Source organism: Streptomyces sp. NPDC102360, from assembly GCF_044766085.1.
In the GTDB taxonomy this organism is placed as follows: domain Bacteria; phylum Actinomycetota; class Actinomycetes; order Streptomycetales; family Streptomycetaceae; genus Streptomyces.
This window is the reverse complement of record NZ_JBIWLG010000003.1, coordinates 318,982-333,747: the sequence shown is the minus strand read 5'-3', so window position 1 is coordinate 333,747 and position 14,766 is coordinate 318,982. Positions and strand designations below refer to the sequence as shown.

Here is a 14,766-nt window from a genome sequence, read left to right as displayed (position 1 = left end):
TCAAGGAGGCGCACGACATGACCAGTGCCGCAGGGAGTCTCGCCGGGAAGGTCGCCGTCGTCACCGGCGCCGGATCGGGCATCGGCCGGGCGACCGCCCTGCTCTTCGCCGAGCACGGCGCCAGGGTCGTCTGCGCCGACCGCAGCGGCGAACAGGCCGCAGTGGCCAAGGAAATCGGGGAAGACGTCGCCCTCGCCGTGCACGCCGATGTCTCGGTCGCCGCCGACGTGGAGCACATGATCGGCGCCGCGGAGGAACGCTACGGGCGGCTCGACGTGCTGTTCAACAACGCAGGGTTCGGCGGCCCCCGCAAACCCCTCGCCGAGCAGGACGAGGCCACCTTCGACGACGTCATCGCCGTCAATCTCAAGGGCGTCTTCCTCGGCATGAAATACGGCATCGCCGCCATGCTGCGTTCCGGTGGTGGCTCGGTCGTGAACACCGCCTCGTCCGCCGCGCTCGTCGGCTGGAAGAAGCACTCCGTCTACGCGGCGGCCAAGGGCGGAGTCGTGCAGATGACCAAGTCCGCCGCCCTCGACTACGCGACACAGGGCATCCGCGTGAACGCCGTCTGCCCCGGCATGACGTGGACGGGGCTCGCGGGCGCCGACACCGAGAGCCCCGAGCCGCCGCCCGACTCCGTCATGAAGGCGCAGCCCATGCACCGCTGGGGGCTGCCCGCGGAACTCGCCGCCGCCGTGCTGTTCCTGGCGAGCGACGCCTCCTCGTTCGTGACGGGCGTGGCGCTGCCGGTCGACGGCGGCTACGTGGTCCCCTGATCCGGCACCCAGTCGGGCCGGCGCTTCTCCATGAACGCCCGCATCCCCTCCCGGGGCTCGGGCGACTCCTCCAGCGCCCAGAACATCGTCTGGTGGTCGATGACCCCGTACCGCTCGTTGAGCATCCGCTTGACGTGCATCCGCGCCATCGGGGGCGTCCGCAGGACCTCGGCGGCCGCCGCCAAGGCCGCCTCCCGTAGCTCCTCGTGCGGGACGACCCGCGAGACCAGGCCGAGCCGTAGCGCCTCCGCCGCGTCGAAGCGGCGCGCCGACAACAGCAGGTCGCGGGCCGCCGCCACCCCCACATGCGCGGGCAGCGCCGCCGCGAACGTCGCGTCCGGGATGCCGCGCAGCAGCTCGGGCACCCGGAACGTCGCCCGGTCACTGACCACCGCGATGTCCGCCATCATCGCGATGAGCAGTCCGCCCGCCTGACAGATCCCGTTCACCGCCGCGATCACCGGGGCGCGCGACTCCCGGACGGCGGTGAAGGGGAGGATGTCGTGGCCGAGTGCGGACACGTCCGCGTCGCCCGGCTGCGCACGGCCGCCCAAGTCACCTCCGGGTGCGAAGACATCGTCCGTGCCCGTGATGATGAGTGCGGCCAGGTCAGGGTCGGCGTTGACGAGACGTACCGCGCGCTTGATGCCGAAGTACATGGCGGGAGTCAGCGCGTTGCGTGCCTCGGGGCGGTCGATGTGACACCAGGCGATGACGCCGTCCCGGTCGAGGCGGAGCCCGGTGGTGCCCAGGTCGTCCTTCTCGGCACCGCCGTTCACGTGACCGCGCCTGTTCATGTGACCGCTCCCGCCTCCTTCAGCGCGAGGATGCGTTCCCAGTCCATGCCGAGTTCCAGCAGGATCTGCTCGGTGTGGGCGGCGAACTCGGGGGCGGGGTCGAGGTGGTCGAGCGGTTCGGCCTCGAACTGGACGGGGCTCGCGGCCAGTTCGAGGTCACCGGCGCGGGTCACGTACTTGTTGGCGCGCACCTGGACGTCATCGCCGACCTGGACCGAGTCCTGGACGGGGGCCCACGGTCCGGACAGGGTGACGAAGCGTTCGGCCCACTCGGCGAGCGGACGCGTCGCGATGACCTCGCGGAGCAGCGCGACGCCCTCCTCGGCGTGCTCGGCGATCAGCTCCGCGGTCGCGAAGCGCGGGTCGTCGGCCAGGTCGGGGCGGTCGATGTGCCGGCACACGTCGGCCCAGTACTTCTGCGGCTGCAGCATCACCAGGGACAGATGCCGGTCGTCGGATGTGCGGTAGATGCCGCTGAGCGGGTTGGCCATGCCGTTCGGGCCGCCGGGCATCGCCATCACCCACGGCCGCTTCTTCGCCCGCGCCAGCGCGATGCCGTGCCCCATCGCCCACACCCCGCTGCCGAGCAGCGACACGTCCACCACGGAGCCCTCGCCCGTACGCTCCCGCTTGACGAGCGCGGCCGCGATCCCGCCCGCGAGGTTCGTCCCGGAGATCGTGTCCCCGTACGCGGGCACGGGCAGCGGCAGGATGCCGTCGAGGCCTTCCGGGGAGATGCTCGCGGCGGCCGACGAGCGTGCCCAGAACGCCGTCATGTCGTAGCCGCCCTTGCCGGACTCCGGGCCCTGTGGGCCGAACGCGCTGCCGCGGGCGTAGACGATGTCCGGCTTGATCGCGCGGATGTCCTCGGGCTCGATACCGAGCTTCTGTCGTGCCCGCGGCAGGAAACTGGTGAGGAACACATCGGCGCCCGCGACCAGTTCCCGCAGCACCTCAAGACCTTCCGGTTTCGAGATGTCGAGTCCGAGGCTGCGCTTGCCGCGGTTGGCGTGCTCGATGTTCGGGTTCGGCTCGCCCTCCTCGATGACGAACGCGCCGGTGCGGCGCAGGCCGCGCTGCGGGTCCCCGTTCACCGCGTGCTCGATCTTGATGACGTCCGCGCCCCAGTCGGCGAGCACGGCGCCGCCCGAGGGCACGAAGCCGTACATCGCGACCTCGATGACCCTGATTCCCTCAAGAGGCTTCATGCCGGCACCGCCGCTCCGAACGTCTTGGTCTCCAGGAATTCCGCGAGCCCTTCGAGCCCGTACTCGCGGCCGACCCCCGACTGCTTGTAGCCGCCGAAGGGGCTGTCGGGGGCGAAGTAACTGCCTCCGTTGATGCTGAACGTGCCGGAGCGGATGCGCCGCGCCACGCCCACCGCCCGCTCGTCGGACGCGGAGAAGACGGCGCCCGACAGCCCGTACGCGGAGTTGTTGGCGATCCGGACGGCCTCTGCTTCGTCCTCGTACGGGATGACGGAGAGGACCGGGCCGAAGACCTCCTCCTGCGCGATCTCGCTGTCGGGGTCGACCCCGGTGAGCAGCGTCGGCTTGTAGAAGAAGCCGGGGCCAGGCATCCGCTCGCCGCCGCACACCAGCTTCGCCCCGTCGGCGACGGCCCGCTGGACCATCGCGTCCACCTTGTCGCGCTGCCGCTCGCTGATGAGCGGACCCATGTACGTGGCGGGGTCGGCCGGGTCGCCGACCGGGATGTGGGCCAGGCCCTGGGCGACCATCTCGACGATCTCGTCGTGCCGCGCGCGCGGGACCAGGAGGCGGGTGCAGATGGCGCAGCCCTGCCCGGCGTGGCTGCAGGACATGAACGCCGCCATCATCGACGCCGCCCGCAGGTCCGCGTCGTCGAGCAGCACCATCGCGGACTTGCCGCCCAGCTCCAGGAAGACCCGCTTGACCGTGTCGGAGGCCGCCGCCATGATCCGGCGCCCGGTCGCGGTCGAGCCGGTGAACGTGACGACGTCGACGTCCTTGTGCGTGGTCATCAGCTCCCCGGCCGCCGCACCGGACGACGAGAGGATGTTGACGACGCCCGGCGGGATGTCGGTGTGCTCGGCGATCAGCTCGCCGAGGGCGAGGGTGACGAGGGGTGTGTCGGGGGCGCCTTTCAACACGACCGTGCACCCTGCGGCCAGAGCAGGGGTGATCTTCGCCAGGGCGATCTGGTTCGGGTAGTTGTACGGGATGATCGCCGCGACCACCCCGGCTGCCTCCTTCTCCACCCAGCGGCGGTGCCGCGTGCCGCGGGACTCGTGCACACCGAGGTCCCTGCCGAACTCGTACGTCGGCAGCAGGTCCGCGTACCAGCGCACGACGCCGATCGGCTCCTCCAGCTGGGCGCCCGACGTGAGCTGGTGCGGGGCGCCGACCTCGGCGATCGTCAGGGCCCGCAGCTCCTCTTCGTGGTCCACGAGGGCTCGGTGCAGCTGATCGAGGCAGCGGGCGCGGAAGTCCCGGTCCGTGGCCCACGACGTGGTGTCGAAGGCGCGGCGGGCGGCGGCGATCGCGGCCTCCGCCTCCGCCGGGCCCGCGTCGGGGGCGTGACCCACGACGGCGCCGGTGGCGGGATTGACAGAGGCGAAGGTGGTCGCGGTGCCGGAGAGCCGGCCGTCTATCAGCAGCCGCCGGTCGGGGGCTTTGTCGGTCATCTGCGGTACGCCTCCTGCATTGATGTGTCGGGGTGCGGGGGTGTCAGACCTTGCGGGTGATGCCGCCGTCGACGCGGATGATCGCGCCGGTGGTGAAACTCGATGCCGCCGACGCCAGGTGCACGGCCAGCGGAGCCACCTCCCCGGGGCGGCCCATCCGTCCGAGCGGCACGAACGGCGCCTCGTCGGGGTCCTCGGGCGCCCAGCCGCGCGACAGGTCGGTCGCGAAGGGGCCCGGCAGGATCGCGTTGACGCGCACCTTCGGCGCGTACGCCTCCGCGAGGCCGACGGTGAGCGCGTTGAGGCCCGCCTTGGCGCAGGCGTAGGGGAGTTCGCGGGTGCTGGCGGTCAGCGAACCGGCCGTGCCGACGTTGACGACCGAGCCGCCGTCGTGCTCCGCCATGTGCGTCGCGGCGAGCACGGCCAGCCGGAAGGGACCCTTCAGGTTCACCGCGAGGGTCTTGTCGTACAGCTCCTCGCTGATGTCGGTCAGGTCCGTGTACGGCGGCGACATGCCCGCGTTGTTGACCAGTACGTCGAGGCGCCCCAACCGGTCGAGGGTCTCGCCGACGAGGCGGTCGCAGTCGTCCCAGCGCCCGGCGTGGAAGGCGACCGCCTCGGCGCGCCGCCCGTACCCCTTGGCGATCTCGGCGGCCGCCGTCTCGCAGGCGTCGAGCTTGCGGGAGGCGATCACCACGTCGGCGCCCGCCTCGGCGAGGGCCCCGGCGACGGCGCGGCCGATGCCGCGCGAGCCGCCGGTGACGACGGCCACCTTGCCGGTCAGGTCGTGGAGTGCGGCCAGCGTGTTCACTGCCGTGTGTTCCCTTCGTCGGTGACGCGTACGACGACCTTCCCGATCGCCTCTCCGTCCGCCACGCGGCGCAGCGCCGCCGCCGTGTCCGCGAGGGCGAACTCGGCGCCGATGTGCGGGCGTACGGTGCCCGCCGCGAACAGTGCGCGCAGCCGCTCCTCGCTCGCCTCGAACGCCTCGGGCAAGTGCTGTGCCAGGTCACGGAGTTGGAAGCCCGTCACCTGAACTCCCTTGAGGAGGACCAGGTTGAGCGGGAGGCGGGGGATGCCGCCCGCGAAGCCGATGCTGACGAACCGGCCGCCCCAGCGCACCGACCGCAGCGCCGGCTCGGCCAGCGTCCCGCCCACCGGATCGAGCACCACGTCCGCCCCGGCGGGCAGCACCTCCTTGAGTGCGGCTCGCAACCCGCCCTCGCGGTGGTCGATCAGCACCGTCGCGCCCTGCGCCTTCGCCGCCTCCAGCTTCCGCGGCGACGAGGCCACCGCCGTGACCCGCGCCCCGGCGAGCACCCCCAACTGCACGGCGGCCAGGCCCACTCCGCCACCCGCGCCAAGCACCACAAGCTCCTGGCCCGACGCGATCCCGGCCACCGTGTGCAGCGCGTGATACGCGGTGCGGTGCGCCACGCCGAACGCCGCCGCCACCGCGAGGTCCACGCCGGCCGGCACCGGGGTCACCGACCGCGCCGACGCCACCGCCTGCTCGGCGAACGCCCCGACCATCGCCGTCCCGCACACCCGGTCCCCGACCCGAACACCGGACACATCGTCCGCGACGGCCTCGACGACCCCCGCGAACTCGCTGCCCGGCACGAACGGCGGCTCCACCGGCAGCTGGTACTGCCCGGCGACCAGGAGCACGTCCGGGTAGTTGACGGCCGCCGCGCCGACCCGCACCCGCACCTGTCCCGCCGTGAGGGCGGGCGCGGGCACGTCGGTGACACGGACGACCTCCGGAGGCCCGTACGCCGTGCACTGCGCCGCCTTCACCGCCTCAGCACCCCCGCCACACGGGGGCGCGCTTCTCCATGAACGCCGTCGCGCCCTCCTTCGCGTCCTCGCTGGCGAAGACGGAGCGCTGGAGTTCCCGCCGGCGGTCGGCGGCACGGCCCGGATCGGTGAGCGTGGTGCGCACCAGTTCCTTGGCGGCGGCGAGGCCCAGTGGCGCGTTCGCCGCGATGCGCCCCGCCAACTCCAGTGCGTGCGGGAGTACTTGGTCGGCGTCGGTCACGGTGTTCACGAGGCCGATCTCGCGTGCCCGGTCGGCGTCCACCGCGTCTCCCGTCAGCACCAGCTCCAGTGCGTGCGCCAACGGGATCCGGGTGCCGAGCGCCGTCCCGCCGCCGGCCGGGAACAGTCCGCGCTTGACCTCCGGGAAGCCGAACTTCGCGGTCTGTGAGGCCACCACCATGTCGCAGGCGAGCAGCAGTTCCATGCCGCCGCCGAGCGCGCTGCCGTTGGCGGCGCCCACCACGGGGATGGTGACCCCGCCGTCGAGGAAACGTTGGTAGGCGGCGCGCCCCGGATCGTCGCCGAGCCCCATCCGCGTCCCCTTGGAGAATGCCCGCAGGTCCATACCGGGGCAGAACACCCGGTCGCCGGAGCCGGTGAGGACGACCACCCGGATGTCGGGGTCGGCTTCGGCCTCGAGCAGGGCCCCACCCAGGGCGCCCATCAGTTCAGGGGTCAGGGCGTTGCGCGCCTCGGGCCGGTTGAGCCGGGCCACCAGTACGTTCCCGGAGCGCTCCCGTATCAGTACGTCGCTCATCCCCGGTACCCCGACGTCCCCGCGAGGTCCGCCGCCTCGCGCATCAGCCTCAGGATCATCGGCCCGTACGCCTGGAGCTTCGGGTCGTCGCCGGCCCGCTGGTAGCCCTGTTCGAGGACGATCGCGAGCTTCCACTTCGCCAGCACGGCGTAGTAGTCGAAATCGTCGACCTGACGCCCCGACAACTCGCTGTATCGGACGAGTAGTCGGTCCCGCGACGGCATCCCGGTGAGGTCCACGTACCCGGACGTCGCGGCCTCCGGCGCCGCGGTGTCCTCGGGCCAGCTGTGCAGCATCCACGCGAGGTCGAGCTTGGGATCGCCGACCGTGCCCATCTCCCAGTCGACGATCGCCGCGAGCCGGGCGGGCGCGCCGTGCCGGAACATCACGTTGGCGAACTGGTAGTCGCCGTGCATCAGGCCCGGTGTGTAGTCCAGCGGCTTGTGGGCGCGCAGCCAGGCCGAGGCCTCGTCGAGCCCGGGGATGTCCCGGGTCCTGACGCGCTCCAGGAACGACGTCCAGCGGTCCACCTGCCGCTGGTGGAAGCCGTCTGGGCGGCCGAGGTCGGAGAGGCCCTTCGCCCGCCAGTCGACCTTCGACAACAGCGCGATGCCGTCCGTGAGTTGCTCGGCGAGCCCGCGCCGGGCTCCGGCGTCGGTGGCGAACGGCTCCGGCCACTTCCTGTCCGTCAGGTTCATCGGGGACCAGCCGTCCACGAACCCCATGAGGTAGAAGGTGCGGCCGAGGACCGACGGGTCCGTGCACACGGCGACCGCCGGAGTGTGCGGCACATCCGTGCCCGCGAGCGCCTCGATGATCCGCCACTCGCGGTGGATGCCCCGGTCGCGGGAGGCCGGCGCGGTGGGCGGCGGGATGCGCAGCGCGCAGTGCAGGGGGCCGCGACGGATCTCGTAGATCTCGTTCTGGGTGCCGCCGGAGACGAAGGAGTGGGTGAGCGGTTCGCCCTTGCCAGGCAGGTCGAGGCCGTCGAGCCAGGTCGTGAGGCGTTCGATGTCGATCACAGGTTCCGGTCCTCCTCGGGCGCGTACTTGGCGACGGCCGCCTCCCGGCGCGTGGGCAGATGGCCGGTCGGCCACAGCCCGTCCGTGGCCCGGTGCCCGCGCAGCACCTGACGGGCGACGGTGACTCTGTGGACCTCGGTGGGGCCGTCCGCCATGCCCATCACCCCCGCGCCCAGCAGCATCTTCTGGAACGGCATCTCGTTGCTCATTCCCAGCGCCCCATGCACCTGGGCCGCGCGTTGCGCGATGTCGTGCAGCACCTGCGGCATGACGACCTTCACGGCGGCGATGTCCTTCCGGACTTTCCTGTAGTCGTTGTGCTTGTCGATCGACCAGGCGACGTACAGCACGAACAGCCGGAACTGGGTGAGCTGGGCGTACGAGTCGGCGATGTAGCCCTGCACGAACTGCTTGTCCGCCAGCACCCCGTCGCGTGTGCGGCGGCTCAGCGCGCGCTCGCACATCATGTCCAGGGCCTTCTGCGCGTGGCCGATGGTGCGCATGGCGTGGTGCACGCGGCCGCCGCCGAGCCGGGTCTGGGCGATGGTGAAGGCCTGACCGGGACCGCCGAGCAGGGCATCGGCACCGACCCGCACCCCGTCGTAGTGGATGAGCGCGTGGGCGCCCTCGCCCAGCGGCTCGTCACCCAGGCCGACGTCGCGTTCGATGCGGATGCCCGGTGTGTCGGCCGGGACCAGGAACATCGACATGCCCTTGTACGGTCCCGCCTCCGGGTCGGTCACCGCCATGACGATGAAGAACGCGGCGGTGCGGGCGTTGGAGGAGAAGAACTTCCAGCCGTCGATGACCCAGCCGCCGGCATCGTCGGGGACCGCACGTGTCTCGAAGAGGGCCGGGTCGGCGCCCGCCTGCGGTTCGGTCATCGAGTAGCAGGAGAACACCTCGCCGTCGAGCAGCGGGCGCAGATACTTGGCCTTCTGGTCCTCCGTGCCGTAGTGGGCGATGATCTCGGCGTTGCCGGTGTCCGGTGCCTGGCAGCCGAAGACGACCGGCGCCCACTCGGAGCGGCCCAGGATCTCGTTGAGCAGGGCGAGCCCGAGCTGTCCGTAGCCCTCGCCGCCGAGTTCGGGCCCCAGGTGGGCGGCCCACAGACGGTGGCGGCGCACCTCGTCCTTCAGAGGCGTGACGATCTTGCGGAGCTCGGGTCCCGGCGGGGTGAACTGTTGCCCGGGGAAGGCCAGATCGAGGGGTTCGACCTCCTCGCGTACGAAGGTGTCGGCCCAGTCGAGCAGCTGCTGGAATTCGGGGTCCGTCTCGAAGTCCCATCCCATGGGTGACTACTCCTTGTCCGTGGTGAGCGGCGCGCCCATGCGGTCGAGAGCGATGCGGGCCTGGTCGAGCACCGCTTCCGCCCCGGAACTGCCGACGAGCGACCCCATCAGCCGTACGTCCTTGCCCAGCAGCCCGCCCGCGACCGCGCCCATGCGCGTCGGATCGCAGCCCGAAGCCGCGAGCCGGCCGAGCGCGAAGCTGGCGGCGCTGCCGTGCCCGGCCACCTCGGCGAACCGCTCCGGCTCGACACCCAGCCGCTGCCCCAGCGTGAGCGCGCTCGCGGCGATCCCGAACGTGGCCGTGAACAGTGTGTTGTTGAGCAGCTTGGTGACCTGCCCGGCTCCCAGCGGACCGAGGTGCACGATCGGATCGCCGTACGTCGCGAAGACCGGGCGGCAGCGCTCCACGGCCTCCTCCTCGCCGCCCGCCATCACGAGCAACTTCCCTTCCGCGGCGGCCGGTCCGCCCCCACTCACCGGCGCGTCCACGACCTGCACCCCGCGCACGGCGGCCCGTGCGCCCAGGCGGCGGCAGGTGTCGGGGTGGACGGTGCTGTGCACCGCCAGCACGGCGCCTGGGCGCAGGCCCGCGAGCACGCCCGACTCGCCGAGGACGACCTCCTCCACGTCGGCGTCGCCCACCACGCACACGCCGACCACGTCGCAGGCCGCCGCCAACTCGGCCGGGGTGGCGGCCACTTCGGCCTTCGTTCCGGCGAAGGGTTCAAGGGATTCGGGGCGGCGCGCCCACAGGGTCAGGGGGAGTCCGGCGTCCAGGATGCGCTGGGCCATGGGGGCGCCCTGGCTGCCCAGGCCGATGAAACCGGTGTGTGTCACAAGTCCTCCAACGCGAGACATGGTCAAGCCTTCAACGCGAGACATGGTCAAGCCTTCTCGGACGGCGCGGGCCGCCAGAACGTGGCCATGAGCCCGGCCGTCGCCAGCACCCCGACACCGAGCGCCACACCCCCGCCCGCCCAGCCGGTCACCTCGATGCCGAACGCCGCGTCGAGGGACCAGGGGCCCGCGCCGATCACGGCCAACGCCAGACAGCCCACCCCGAGCACCAGCACGTACTCGTAGCCGTCCTTCATGACGAAGAACCCGTTGGCGCGATGCGCGAGCAGGCCCGCGACGAGCATCACGGAGATGACCGCCGCACAGGCCAGCGGCGTCAGGAGCCCGGCGGCGAGAAGCACACCCGCGCCGATCTCCGTCACCACGCTCGCCCACGCCTGCAGCCGCCCATTGCGCAGCCCCAGGCTCTCGAACCAGCCCGCCGTGCCCGCGATGCGCCCGCCGCCGCGCCAGTGGTTGAGCCCGTGCACGGCCATCGTCGCCCCGATCACGAACCGCAGCAGTAGTACGGCGAACGCCTCGGCCCCGCTCATGCGGCCTCACCCTTCTCTCCATGCCCGCGCTGCACGACGCACTCCTCCGCGAACGCCAGCACCCGCAGGTGATAGCTGAGCGCGGCGAGGCCCAGGCTCAAGTTGTGTCCGCTGCCCGCCTGTTCATTGGCACGGACGCGAGGCGCGGCGGTGAACAGACCGGTGATCTCGGCGAGGGCGGCGGGCCCCGATTCCCACACCCGCTCGTGGTCGCCGAGGCTGAACTGCACCGGGATGCGCACCTCGGCCGCGAGGCGGGCGAAGTCGCGTTCCACCCACACCCGCGAGGGCCCTTCGTAAGCGGGGGAGTCCGAGGCGATGTACGGGGTGTTCCACACGTCCTCGGCGTACAGCTCGGCCGGACCCCACAGCGTCTCGCGGGTTCCGGCCGGGCGTCGGCCGTACCTTCGCCGCGTCACCCCCGCCGCCTCGAGGGCGCGGATGGTGGCCGGCTGGTGCCGCAGCCCCGTGCCAGCGATCTCCATCCCGAGCAGATGGCGTCCGCGCGGGTCCGCCGCCATCCGCATCGCCAGTTCGCAGCCCGCCGAGTGCGCGGCCACGAACACGGCTGGGCGGCCCGGCAGTTGGTCCAGGAATCGCTCCATCGCCGCGTACGTCGTGTCCAGGCGGCGCTGCGGGTCGCGGTAGCGCTCCGCGTAGGGCGCGGAGATGCCGTAGCCGGGACGGTCCATCGCGACGACCGCGTAGCCGAGCCGCGCCCCCGTGCGCAGCAGCGAGAACTCCGGCCGCCCCGGGCAGTCGAAGTACAGCGAGGTGGTGCCACCGCCGTGCAGCGCGAAGACGACCGCGCGGGGTGCAGGGGCCGAGCACACGCGCGCGGACAGCGGGAAGCCGTCCACCCGGACCGTCTTGGTGTGCACGCTCGGCGCGGATGCCGGGTTGCAGGCCGCTTGCAGACGGCCGGGCACCGGCGCCGTCATCCGGCCGCTCGCAGCAGCATGACCCCGCTCGGGGTGAGGCCTCCGGTGCTGACCACGGCCGTCCGGGCGCCGGCGATCTGCCGGGCACCGCCCTCGCCGCGCAACTGGGTGATCGCCTCGCGGACCAGGCCCATGCCGTGGGTGCGGCCGTGCGAGAGCTGACCGCCGTGCGGGTTGACGGGGAGCACGCCGTCGCGGGCGATGTTCTTGCCACCGTCCAGGAAGTCCTTCGCCTCACCGATCCCGCAGAAGCCCAACGCCTCTATCCAGGAAAGGCAGTTGACGGTGAAGCCGTCGTACAGCAGCGCCACGTCCACGTCGTCCGGCCGCAGATCGGTGCGGGTCCACAGGTGCGCCGCCTGCCCGAGCACCTGCGGCTCGTGCGTCGACGTGGTCTGGTCCCACTCCAGGCGCTCGACGAGCTGTGTGCCGACCGCCTCGACGAGGACCGGCGGCTTCGGCAGATCCCGTGCCGCGTCGACGGCGGACACCACGACCGCGATCGACGCGTCGCACGGCACATCGCAGTCGTACAGGCCGAAGGGGCTCGTGATCGGGCGGGCCGACAGATAGTCGTCCATGGTGAGCGGGGAGCGGTAGATCGCCTCGGGGTTGAGTGCGGCGTTCGCACGCTGGTTGAGGGCTATCCAGCCGAGCGTCTCGCGGGTCGTGCCGTACGTGTGGAAGTGGCGCTGCGCGTTCTGCGCGAGGTGGATCGCGGCGGCGCTCGCGCCGAACGGGGCGACCCACTGCGATCCGTCCGTGACCCGGTCCTGGCGTGGCACGGCCCGCAGCCCTTCGCGCATCTGCTGGGTGTGTGTGGACTCCCAAACGGTACGGAAGCACAGCACGTGCCGGGCCAGTCCGCCCGCGACCGCGAGCATCGCGGCGATCACCGAGCCGGCCGGGCCGAACGTGTCCATGCCGCCGTTGTGCCACGTCGGCCGGATGCCGAGCGCGCACTCCACGGTGGTGACACCGCCCTCGCCCATGCCCGCGGAGATCCCGGAACCCGGGTACGTGGCCAGGCCGTCGATGTCGTCGAGGGTGAGCCCCGCGTCGGCGACGGCCTTCTCGCAGGCCTCGACGGCCAGCGCGAGCGGCGGGACACCGAGGCGGCGGCCGATGCGGGAGGCGCCGGTGCCGGTCAGCGCCGCCCGGTGCTCGAAGCGCCCGGTGCTCACCGGCGGCCGGATCAGCGTCTTGATCCGCTCGGGGCCCGGATCGTCCGGTGGCAATGCGGGCAGCGGGTCCGGCTGCTCGGCGCACGGCCGGAACAGCGGCAGCCACACGTCCTCGACCTGCTCGAAGACGGCCTCCAGACGCATACCGAGCCGCAGTTCGGACGCCTCACAGCCCACGACATTGGTAGTGAGCCGGACCCGCGGATCCTCGTCCACGGCCACCCGCGCCACCACGTACGGCGGCTCGAGACCGGGCGCGGGAAACCGATCGTTGACTGTGAAGGAGACCAGCGTGGCCGTGCCCGCGACCTCGGTGACGGTCAGTTCGTGACCGCGGCAGCGGCGGCACACCGGCAGCGGCGGATGGTTCAGCGCGGAGCAGTCCGCGCACCGCTGGAAGCGGAGCAGGCCGTCCGCACCGGACGTCCAGAAGAACGCGGTGTCATCGGTGAGCAGGGGCAGGGAACGCCGGGCCACAGGGGCTCCTCCACGAATCGGGGACCGAGAGCGGTCAGCGGATGTCGGCCCGCTTCAGCGGATGTCAGCCCGCTCGCCGCGCGCGGTCACCGGAGCGGCCAGGTCCTGCTCGTCGCAGGCCTTCTGGAGCCTGTCCAGGGTCTCGTCGAGCCCGGGGCCGAGCCGGGGTCCCGGCGTGAACGTCGCGGGCAGGTGCCGCATGCCGTTGATGATGCCGACGGAGTCGTAGTGCACCGTCCCCTCCGCCTCGCACACGTAGTCCGGCATCCGGTCGAGGACGTGCGTGATCATCCGCTTGAAGACGACGCGCGCCACGTTGGAGCCGATGCAGCGGTGGATGCCGAGGCCGAACGCCTGGTGGCGGTTGCCCTTGCGTTCCATGTCCACGTTGTTCGGGTCCGGGAACACGGAGGGGTCGCGGTTGGCCATCGCCCAGGACAGCCAGAGCCGGTCGCCCTCCTTGAACTCCTGGCCCGCCATCTCGCAGTCCACGGAGACGGTGCGGCCGTCGCCGACCGCCGGGGTGAAGAAGCGCAGGAACTCCTCGGTGGCCGAGTCGAGCAGCGTGTCGCGTTCCCGGTTGAGCCGCTCGCGCTCCTTGGGGTGCTGCGAGAGCCACTCCACCGAACGGCCGGTGAGCGCCGTCGTCGTGTCGAAGCCGCCGCCGATCAGCAGCGCGAGCACACCGAGCAGGTCCATGTCGGACGGTTTCGCGCCTCCGAGGTCGGCGGTGAGGACCGCGTTCACCAGGCCCGGGCGCGGGTTGGCGCGGATCGCGGCCATCTGCTCGAAGATGTCCCGCATCATCGTCATGTGCAGCTCGCGCACGCGCGGCCGGTCGGGGGAGTCCGGCGGCGTATAGACGCCGGCGTGGGCGGGCTCGTTGTAGATCTGCCAGTTCTTCAGCGGGATCCCCATCATGGCGAGGGTGAACACCGCGGGCACCGGATTGGCGAGGTCCTCCACGAAGTCGATGCGCCCCGACTCGATCCGCTCGTCCAGACAGGCCCGGATCAGCTCGTCGAGGAACGGGATCCAGCGCTGCACCGCGGCCGGCGACAGATACGGGTTCAGCGCCTGCCGGTAGTAGCGCTGCTCCGGCGGGTCCATCTCCAGGAAACCGCCGCGGAAACCCTGGTCGGGCGGTGGCGGCGGGATGGTGATCCCGCGGTAGCCGCGGCGTTCGCCGTTCACGTCGTGGTCGTTGGAGAGCTTGTCGGCCGAGCGCGCGATGTCGAAGACCGTCTGGTGCCCCGCCGCCACGAAGTGCCCGCCGTGGGTGTCGGTCCAGGCCAGCGGGCAGCGGCCCTGCATCTCCTCGGTGATGTCGACGAACCGCTCCCGGTAGTCCGGGGCGTGCCGGTCGAACTCGTACCGGCGGCTCTTGCGGGCCGCCTCGTCGTCCGTGGTCACGGTGCTCCTTCGTTCACGTCGTCCGGGTGACGGATATGGCCCGCTCGGGGCAGGAGCGCACCGCCTCCTGCGCGGCCTCCTCCTCCCCGGCGGGCACTTCCTCGGCGACCGGCGACGAGTGCCCGTCGATCTCGCTGAGCTGGAACACCTTCGGCGCGATCATGGCGCAGAGGGTGTGACCCTGGCAGCGGTCCTGGTCGACACTGACCTTCATGAACACACCTTTC

The 14,766-nt window shown here is 71.8% G+C and carries 15 protein-coding genes; 1 reads left to right on the top strand and 14 read right to left on the bottom strand.

All coding sequences use genetic code 11. From position 1 onward, the window contains the following. Positions 1-17 precede the first annotated feature (17 nt). Positions 18-779, top strand: coding sequence for an SDR family NAD(P)-dependent oxidoreductase (locus ACIRHA_RS15835; protein ID WP_403845250.1), 762 nt, complete (start codon positions 18-20; stop codon positions 777-779). Here ACIRHA_RS15835 and ACIRHA_RS15830 read toward each other — a convergent pair. Genes ACIRHA_RS15830 through ACIRHA_RS15765 form a run of 14 tightly spaced genes read right to left on the bottom strand, consistent with a single transcriptional unit; the run spans position 764 to position 14,753 of the window. Beyond that, positions 764-1,576 (bottom strand): enoyl-CoA hydratase/isomerase family protein, encoded by an 813-nt coding sequence (locus tag ACIRHA_RS15830; protein ID WP_403845247.1) that lies wholly within the window; start codon positions 1,574-1,576, stop codon positions 764-766. The genes ACIRHA_RS15835 and ACIRHA_RS15830 overlap by 16 nt on opposite strands. After that, positions 1,573-2,784 (bottom strand): CaiB/BaiF CoA transferase family protein, encoded by a 1,212-nt coding sequence (locus ACIRHA_RS15825; protein WP_403845244.1) that lies wholly within the window; start codon positions 2,782-2,784, stop codon positions 1,573-1,575. The genes ACIRHA_RS15830 and ACIRHA_RS15825 overlap by 4 nt, the downstream gene beginning before the upstream one ends. Continuing rightward, entirely contained in the window at positions 2,781-4,241 is a 1,461-nt protein-coding gene (locus ACIRHA_RS15820; protein ID WP_403845241.1) for an aldehyde dehydrogenase family protein, read from the bottom strand. The genes ACIRHA_RS15825 and ACIRHA_RS15820 overlap by 4 nt, the downstream gene beginning before the upstream one ends. Positions 4,242-4,284: 43 nt before the next feature. Then, on the bottom strand, positions 4,285-5,052 hold the full coding sequence (locus tag ACIRHA_RS15815) for an SDR family NAD(P)-dependent oxidoreductase (protein WP_403845238.1): 768 nt from the start codon (positions 5,050-5,052) through the stop codon (positions 4,285-4,287). Continuing rightward, entirely contained in the window at positions 5,049-6,041 is a 993-nt protein-coding gene (locus ACIRHA_RS15810) for an NADPH:quinone oxidoreductase family protein (protein WP_403845236.1), read from the bottom strand. The genes ACIRHA_RS15815 and ACIRHA_RS15810 overlap by 4 nt, the downstream gene beginning before the upstream one ends. Before the next feature lie 4 nt (positions 6,042-6,045). After that, positions 6,046-6,819, bottom strand: a complete 774-nt coding sequence (locus ACIRHA_RS15805) for an enoyl-CoA hydratase-related protein (protein WP_403845233.1) — start codon at positions 6,817-6,819, stop codon at positions 6,046-6,048. Next, positions 6,816-7,841, bottom strand: a complete 1,026-nt coding sequence (locus ACIRHA_RS15800) for a phosphotransferase family protein (protein ID WP_403845230.1) — start codon at positions 7,839-7,841, stop codon at positions 6,816-6,818. The genes ACIRHA_RS15805 and ACIRHA_RS15800 overlap by 4 nt, the downstream gene beginning before the upstream one ends. Next, positions 7,838-9,133 (bottom strand): acyl-CoA dehydrogenase family protein, encoded by a 1,296-nt coding sequence (locus ACIRHA_RS15795; protein ID WP_403845227.1) that lies wholly within the window; start codon positions 9,131-9,133, stop codon positions 7,838-7,840. The genes ACIRHA_RS15800 and ACIRHA_RS15795 overlap by 4 nt, the downstream gene beginning before the upstream one ends. 6 nt (positions 9,134-9,139) lie before the next feature. After that, positions 9,140-9,970 carry an NAD(P)-dependent oxidoreductase gene (locus ACIRHA_RS15790; protein ID WP_403845224.1) on the bottom strand — a complete coding sequence of 277 codons (831 nt, stop codon included), beginning with the start codon at positions 9,968-9,970 and terminating at the stop codon, positions 9,140-9,142. 47 nt (positions 9,971-10,017) lie between these two features. Then, the gene (locus ACIRHA_RS15785; protein WP_403845221.1) at positions 10,018-10,524 is read right to left on the bottom strand and encodes a DoxX family protein; all 507 of its coding nucleotides are present in this window, start codon (positions 10,522-10,524) and stop codon (positions 10,018-10,020) included. Then, positions 10,521-11,465 carry an alpha/beta fold hydrolase gene (locus ACIRHA_RS15780; RefSeq protein ID WP_403845219.1) on the bottom strand — a complete coding sequence of 315 codons (945 nt, stop codon included), beginning with the start codon at positions 11,463-11,465 and terminating at the stop codon, positions 10,521-10,523. Before ACIRHA_RS15780 ends, ACIRHA_RS15785 begins: the two co-directional genes overlap by 4 nt. Beyond that, positions 11,462-13,126: a thiolase C-terminal domain-containing protein gene (locus tag ACIRHA_RS15775; RefSeq protein WP_403845216.1), complete on the bottom strand. Its 1,665-nt coding sequence runs from the start codon at positions 13,124-13,126 to the stop codon at positions 11,462-11,464. Before ACIRHA_RS15775 ends, ACIRHA_RS15780 begins: the two co-directional genes overlap by 4 nt. Positions 13,127-13,180: 54 nt before the next feature. Next, positions 13,181-14,539: a cytochrome P450 gene (locus ACIRHA_RS15770; RefSeq protein WP_403845213.1), complete on the bottom strand. Its 1,359-nt coding sequence runs from the start codon at positions 14,537-14,539 to the stop codon at positions 13,181-13,183. 13 nt (positions 14,540-14,552) lie between these two features. After that, a complete protein-coding gene (locus ACIRHA_RS15765) occupies positions 14,553-14,753 on the bottom strand; it encodes a ferredoxin (RefSeq protein WP_403845211.1) in 201 nt (66 codons plus the stop codon). Positions 14,754-14,766 lie beyond the last annotated feature (13 nt).

Bases quoted from the DNA above. Each gene is read 5' to 3' on its own strand.
- ACIRHA_RS15795 (WP_403845227.1), bottom strand. From the start codon at position 9,133: ATGGGATGGGACTTCGAGACGGACCCCGAATTCCAGCAGCTGCTCGAC.
- ACIRHA_RS15780 (WP_403845219.1), bottom strand. From the start codon at position 11,465: ATGACGGCGCCGGTGCCCGGCCGTCTGCAAGCGGCCTGCAACCCGGCA.
- ACIRHA_RS15805 (WP_403845233.1), bottom strand. From the start codon at position 6,819: ATGAGCGACGTACTGATACGGGAGCGCTCCGGGAACGTACTGGTGGCC.
- ACIRHA_RS15835 (WP_403845250.1), top strand. From the start codon at position 18: ATGACCAGTGCCGCAGGGAGTCTCGCCGGGAAGGTCGCCGTCGTCACC.
- ACIRHA_RS15825 (WP_403845244.1), bottom strand. From the start codon at position 2,784: ATGAAGCCTCTTGAGGGAATCAGGGTCATCGAGGTCGCGATGTACGGC.
- ACIRHA_RS15785 (WP_403845221.1), bottom strand. From the start codon at position 10,524: ATGAGCGGGGCCGAGGCGTTCGCCGTACTACTGCTGCGGTTCGTGATC.
- ACIRHA_RS15765 (WP_403845211.1), bottom strand. From the start codon at position 14,753: ATGAAGGTCAGTGTCGACCAGGACCGCTGCCAGGGTCACACCCTCTGC.
- ACIRHA_RS15820 (WP_403845241.1), bottom strand. From the start codon at position 4,241: ATGACCGACAAAGCCCCCGACCGGCGGCTGCTGATAGACGGCCGGCTC.
- ACIRHA_RS15830 (WP_403845247.1), bottom strand. From the start codon at position 1,576: ATGAACAGGCGCGGTCACGTGAACGGCGGTGCCGAGAAGGACGACCTG.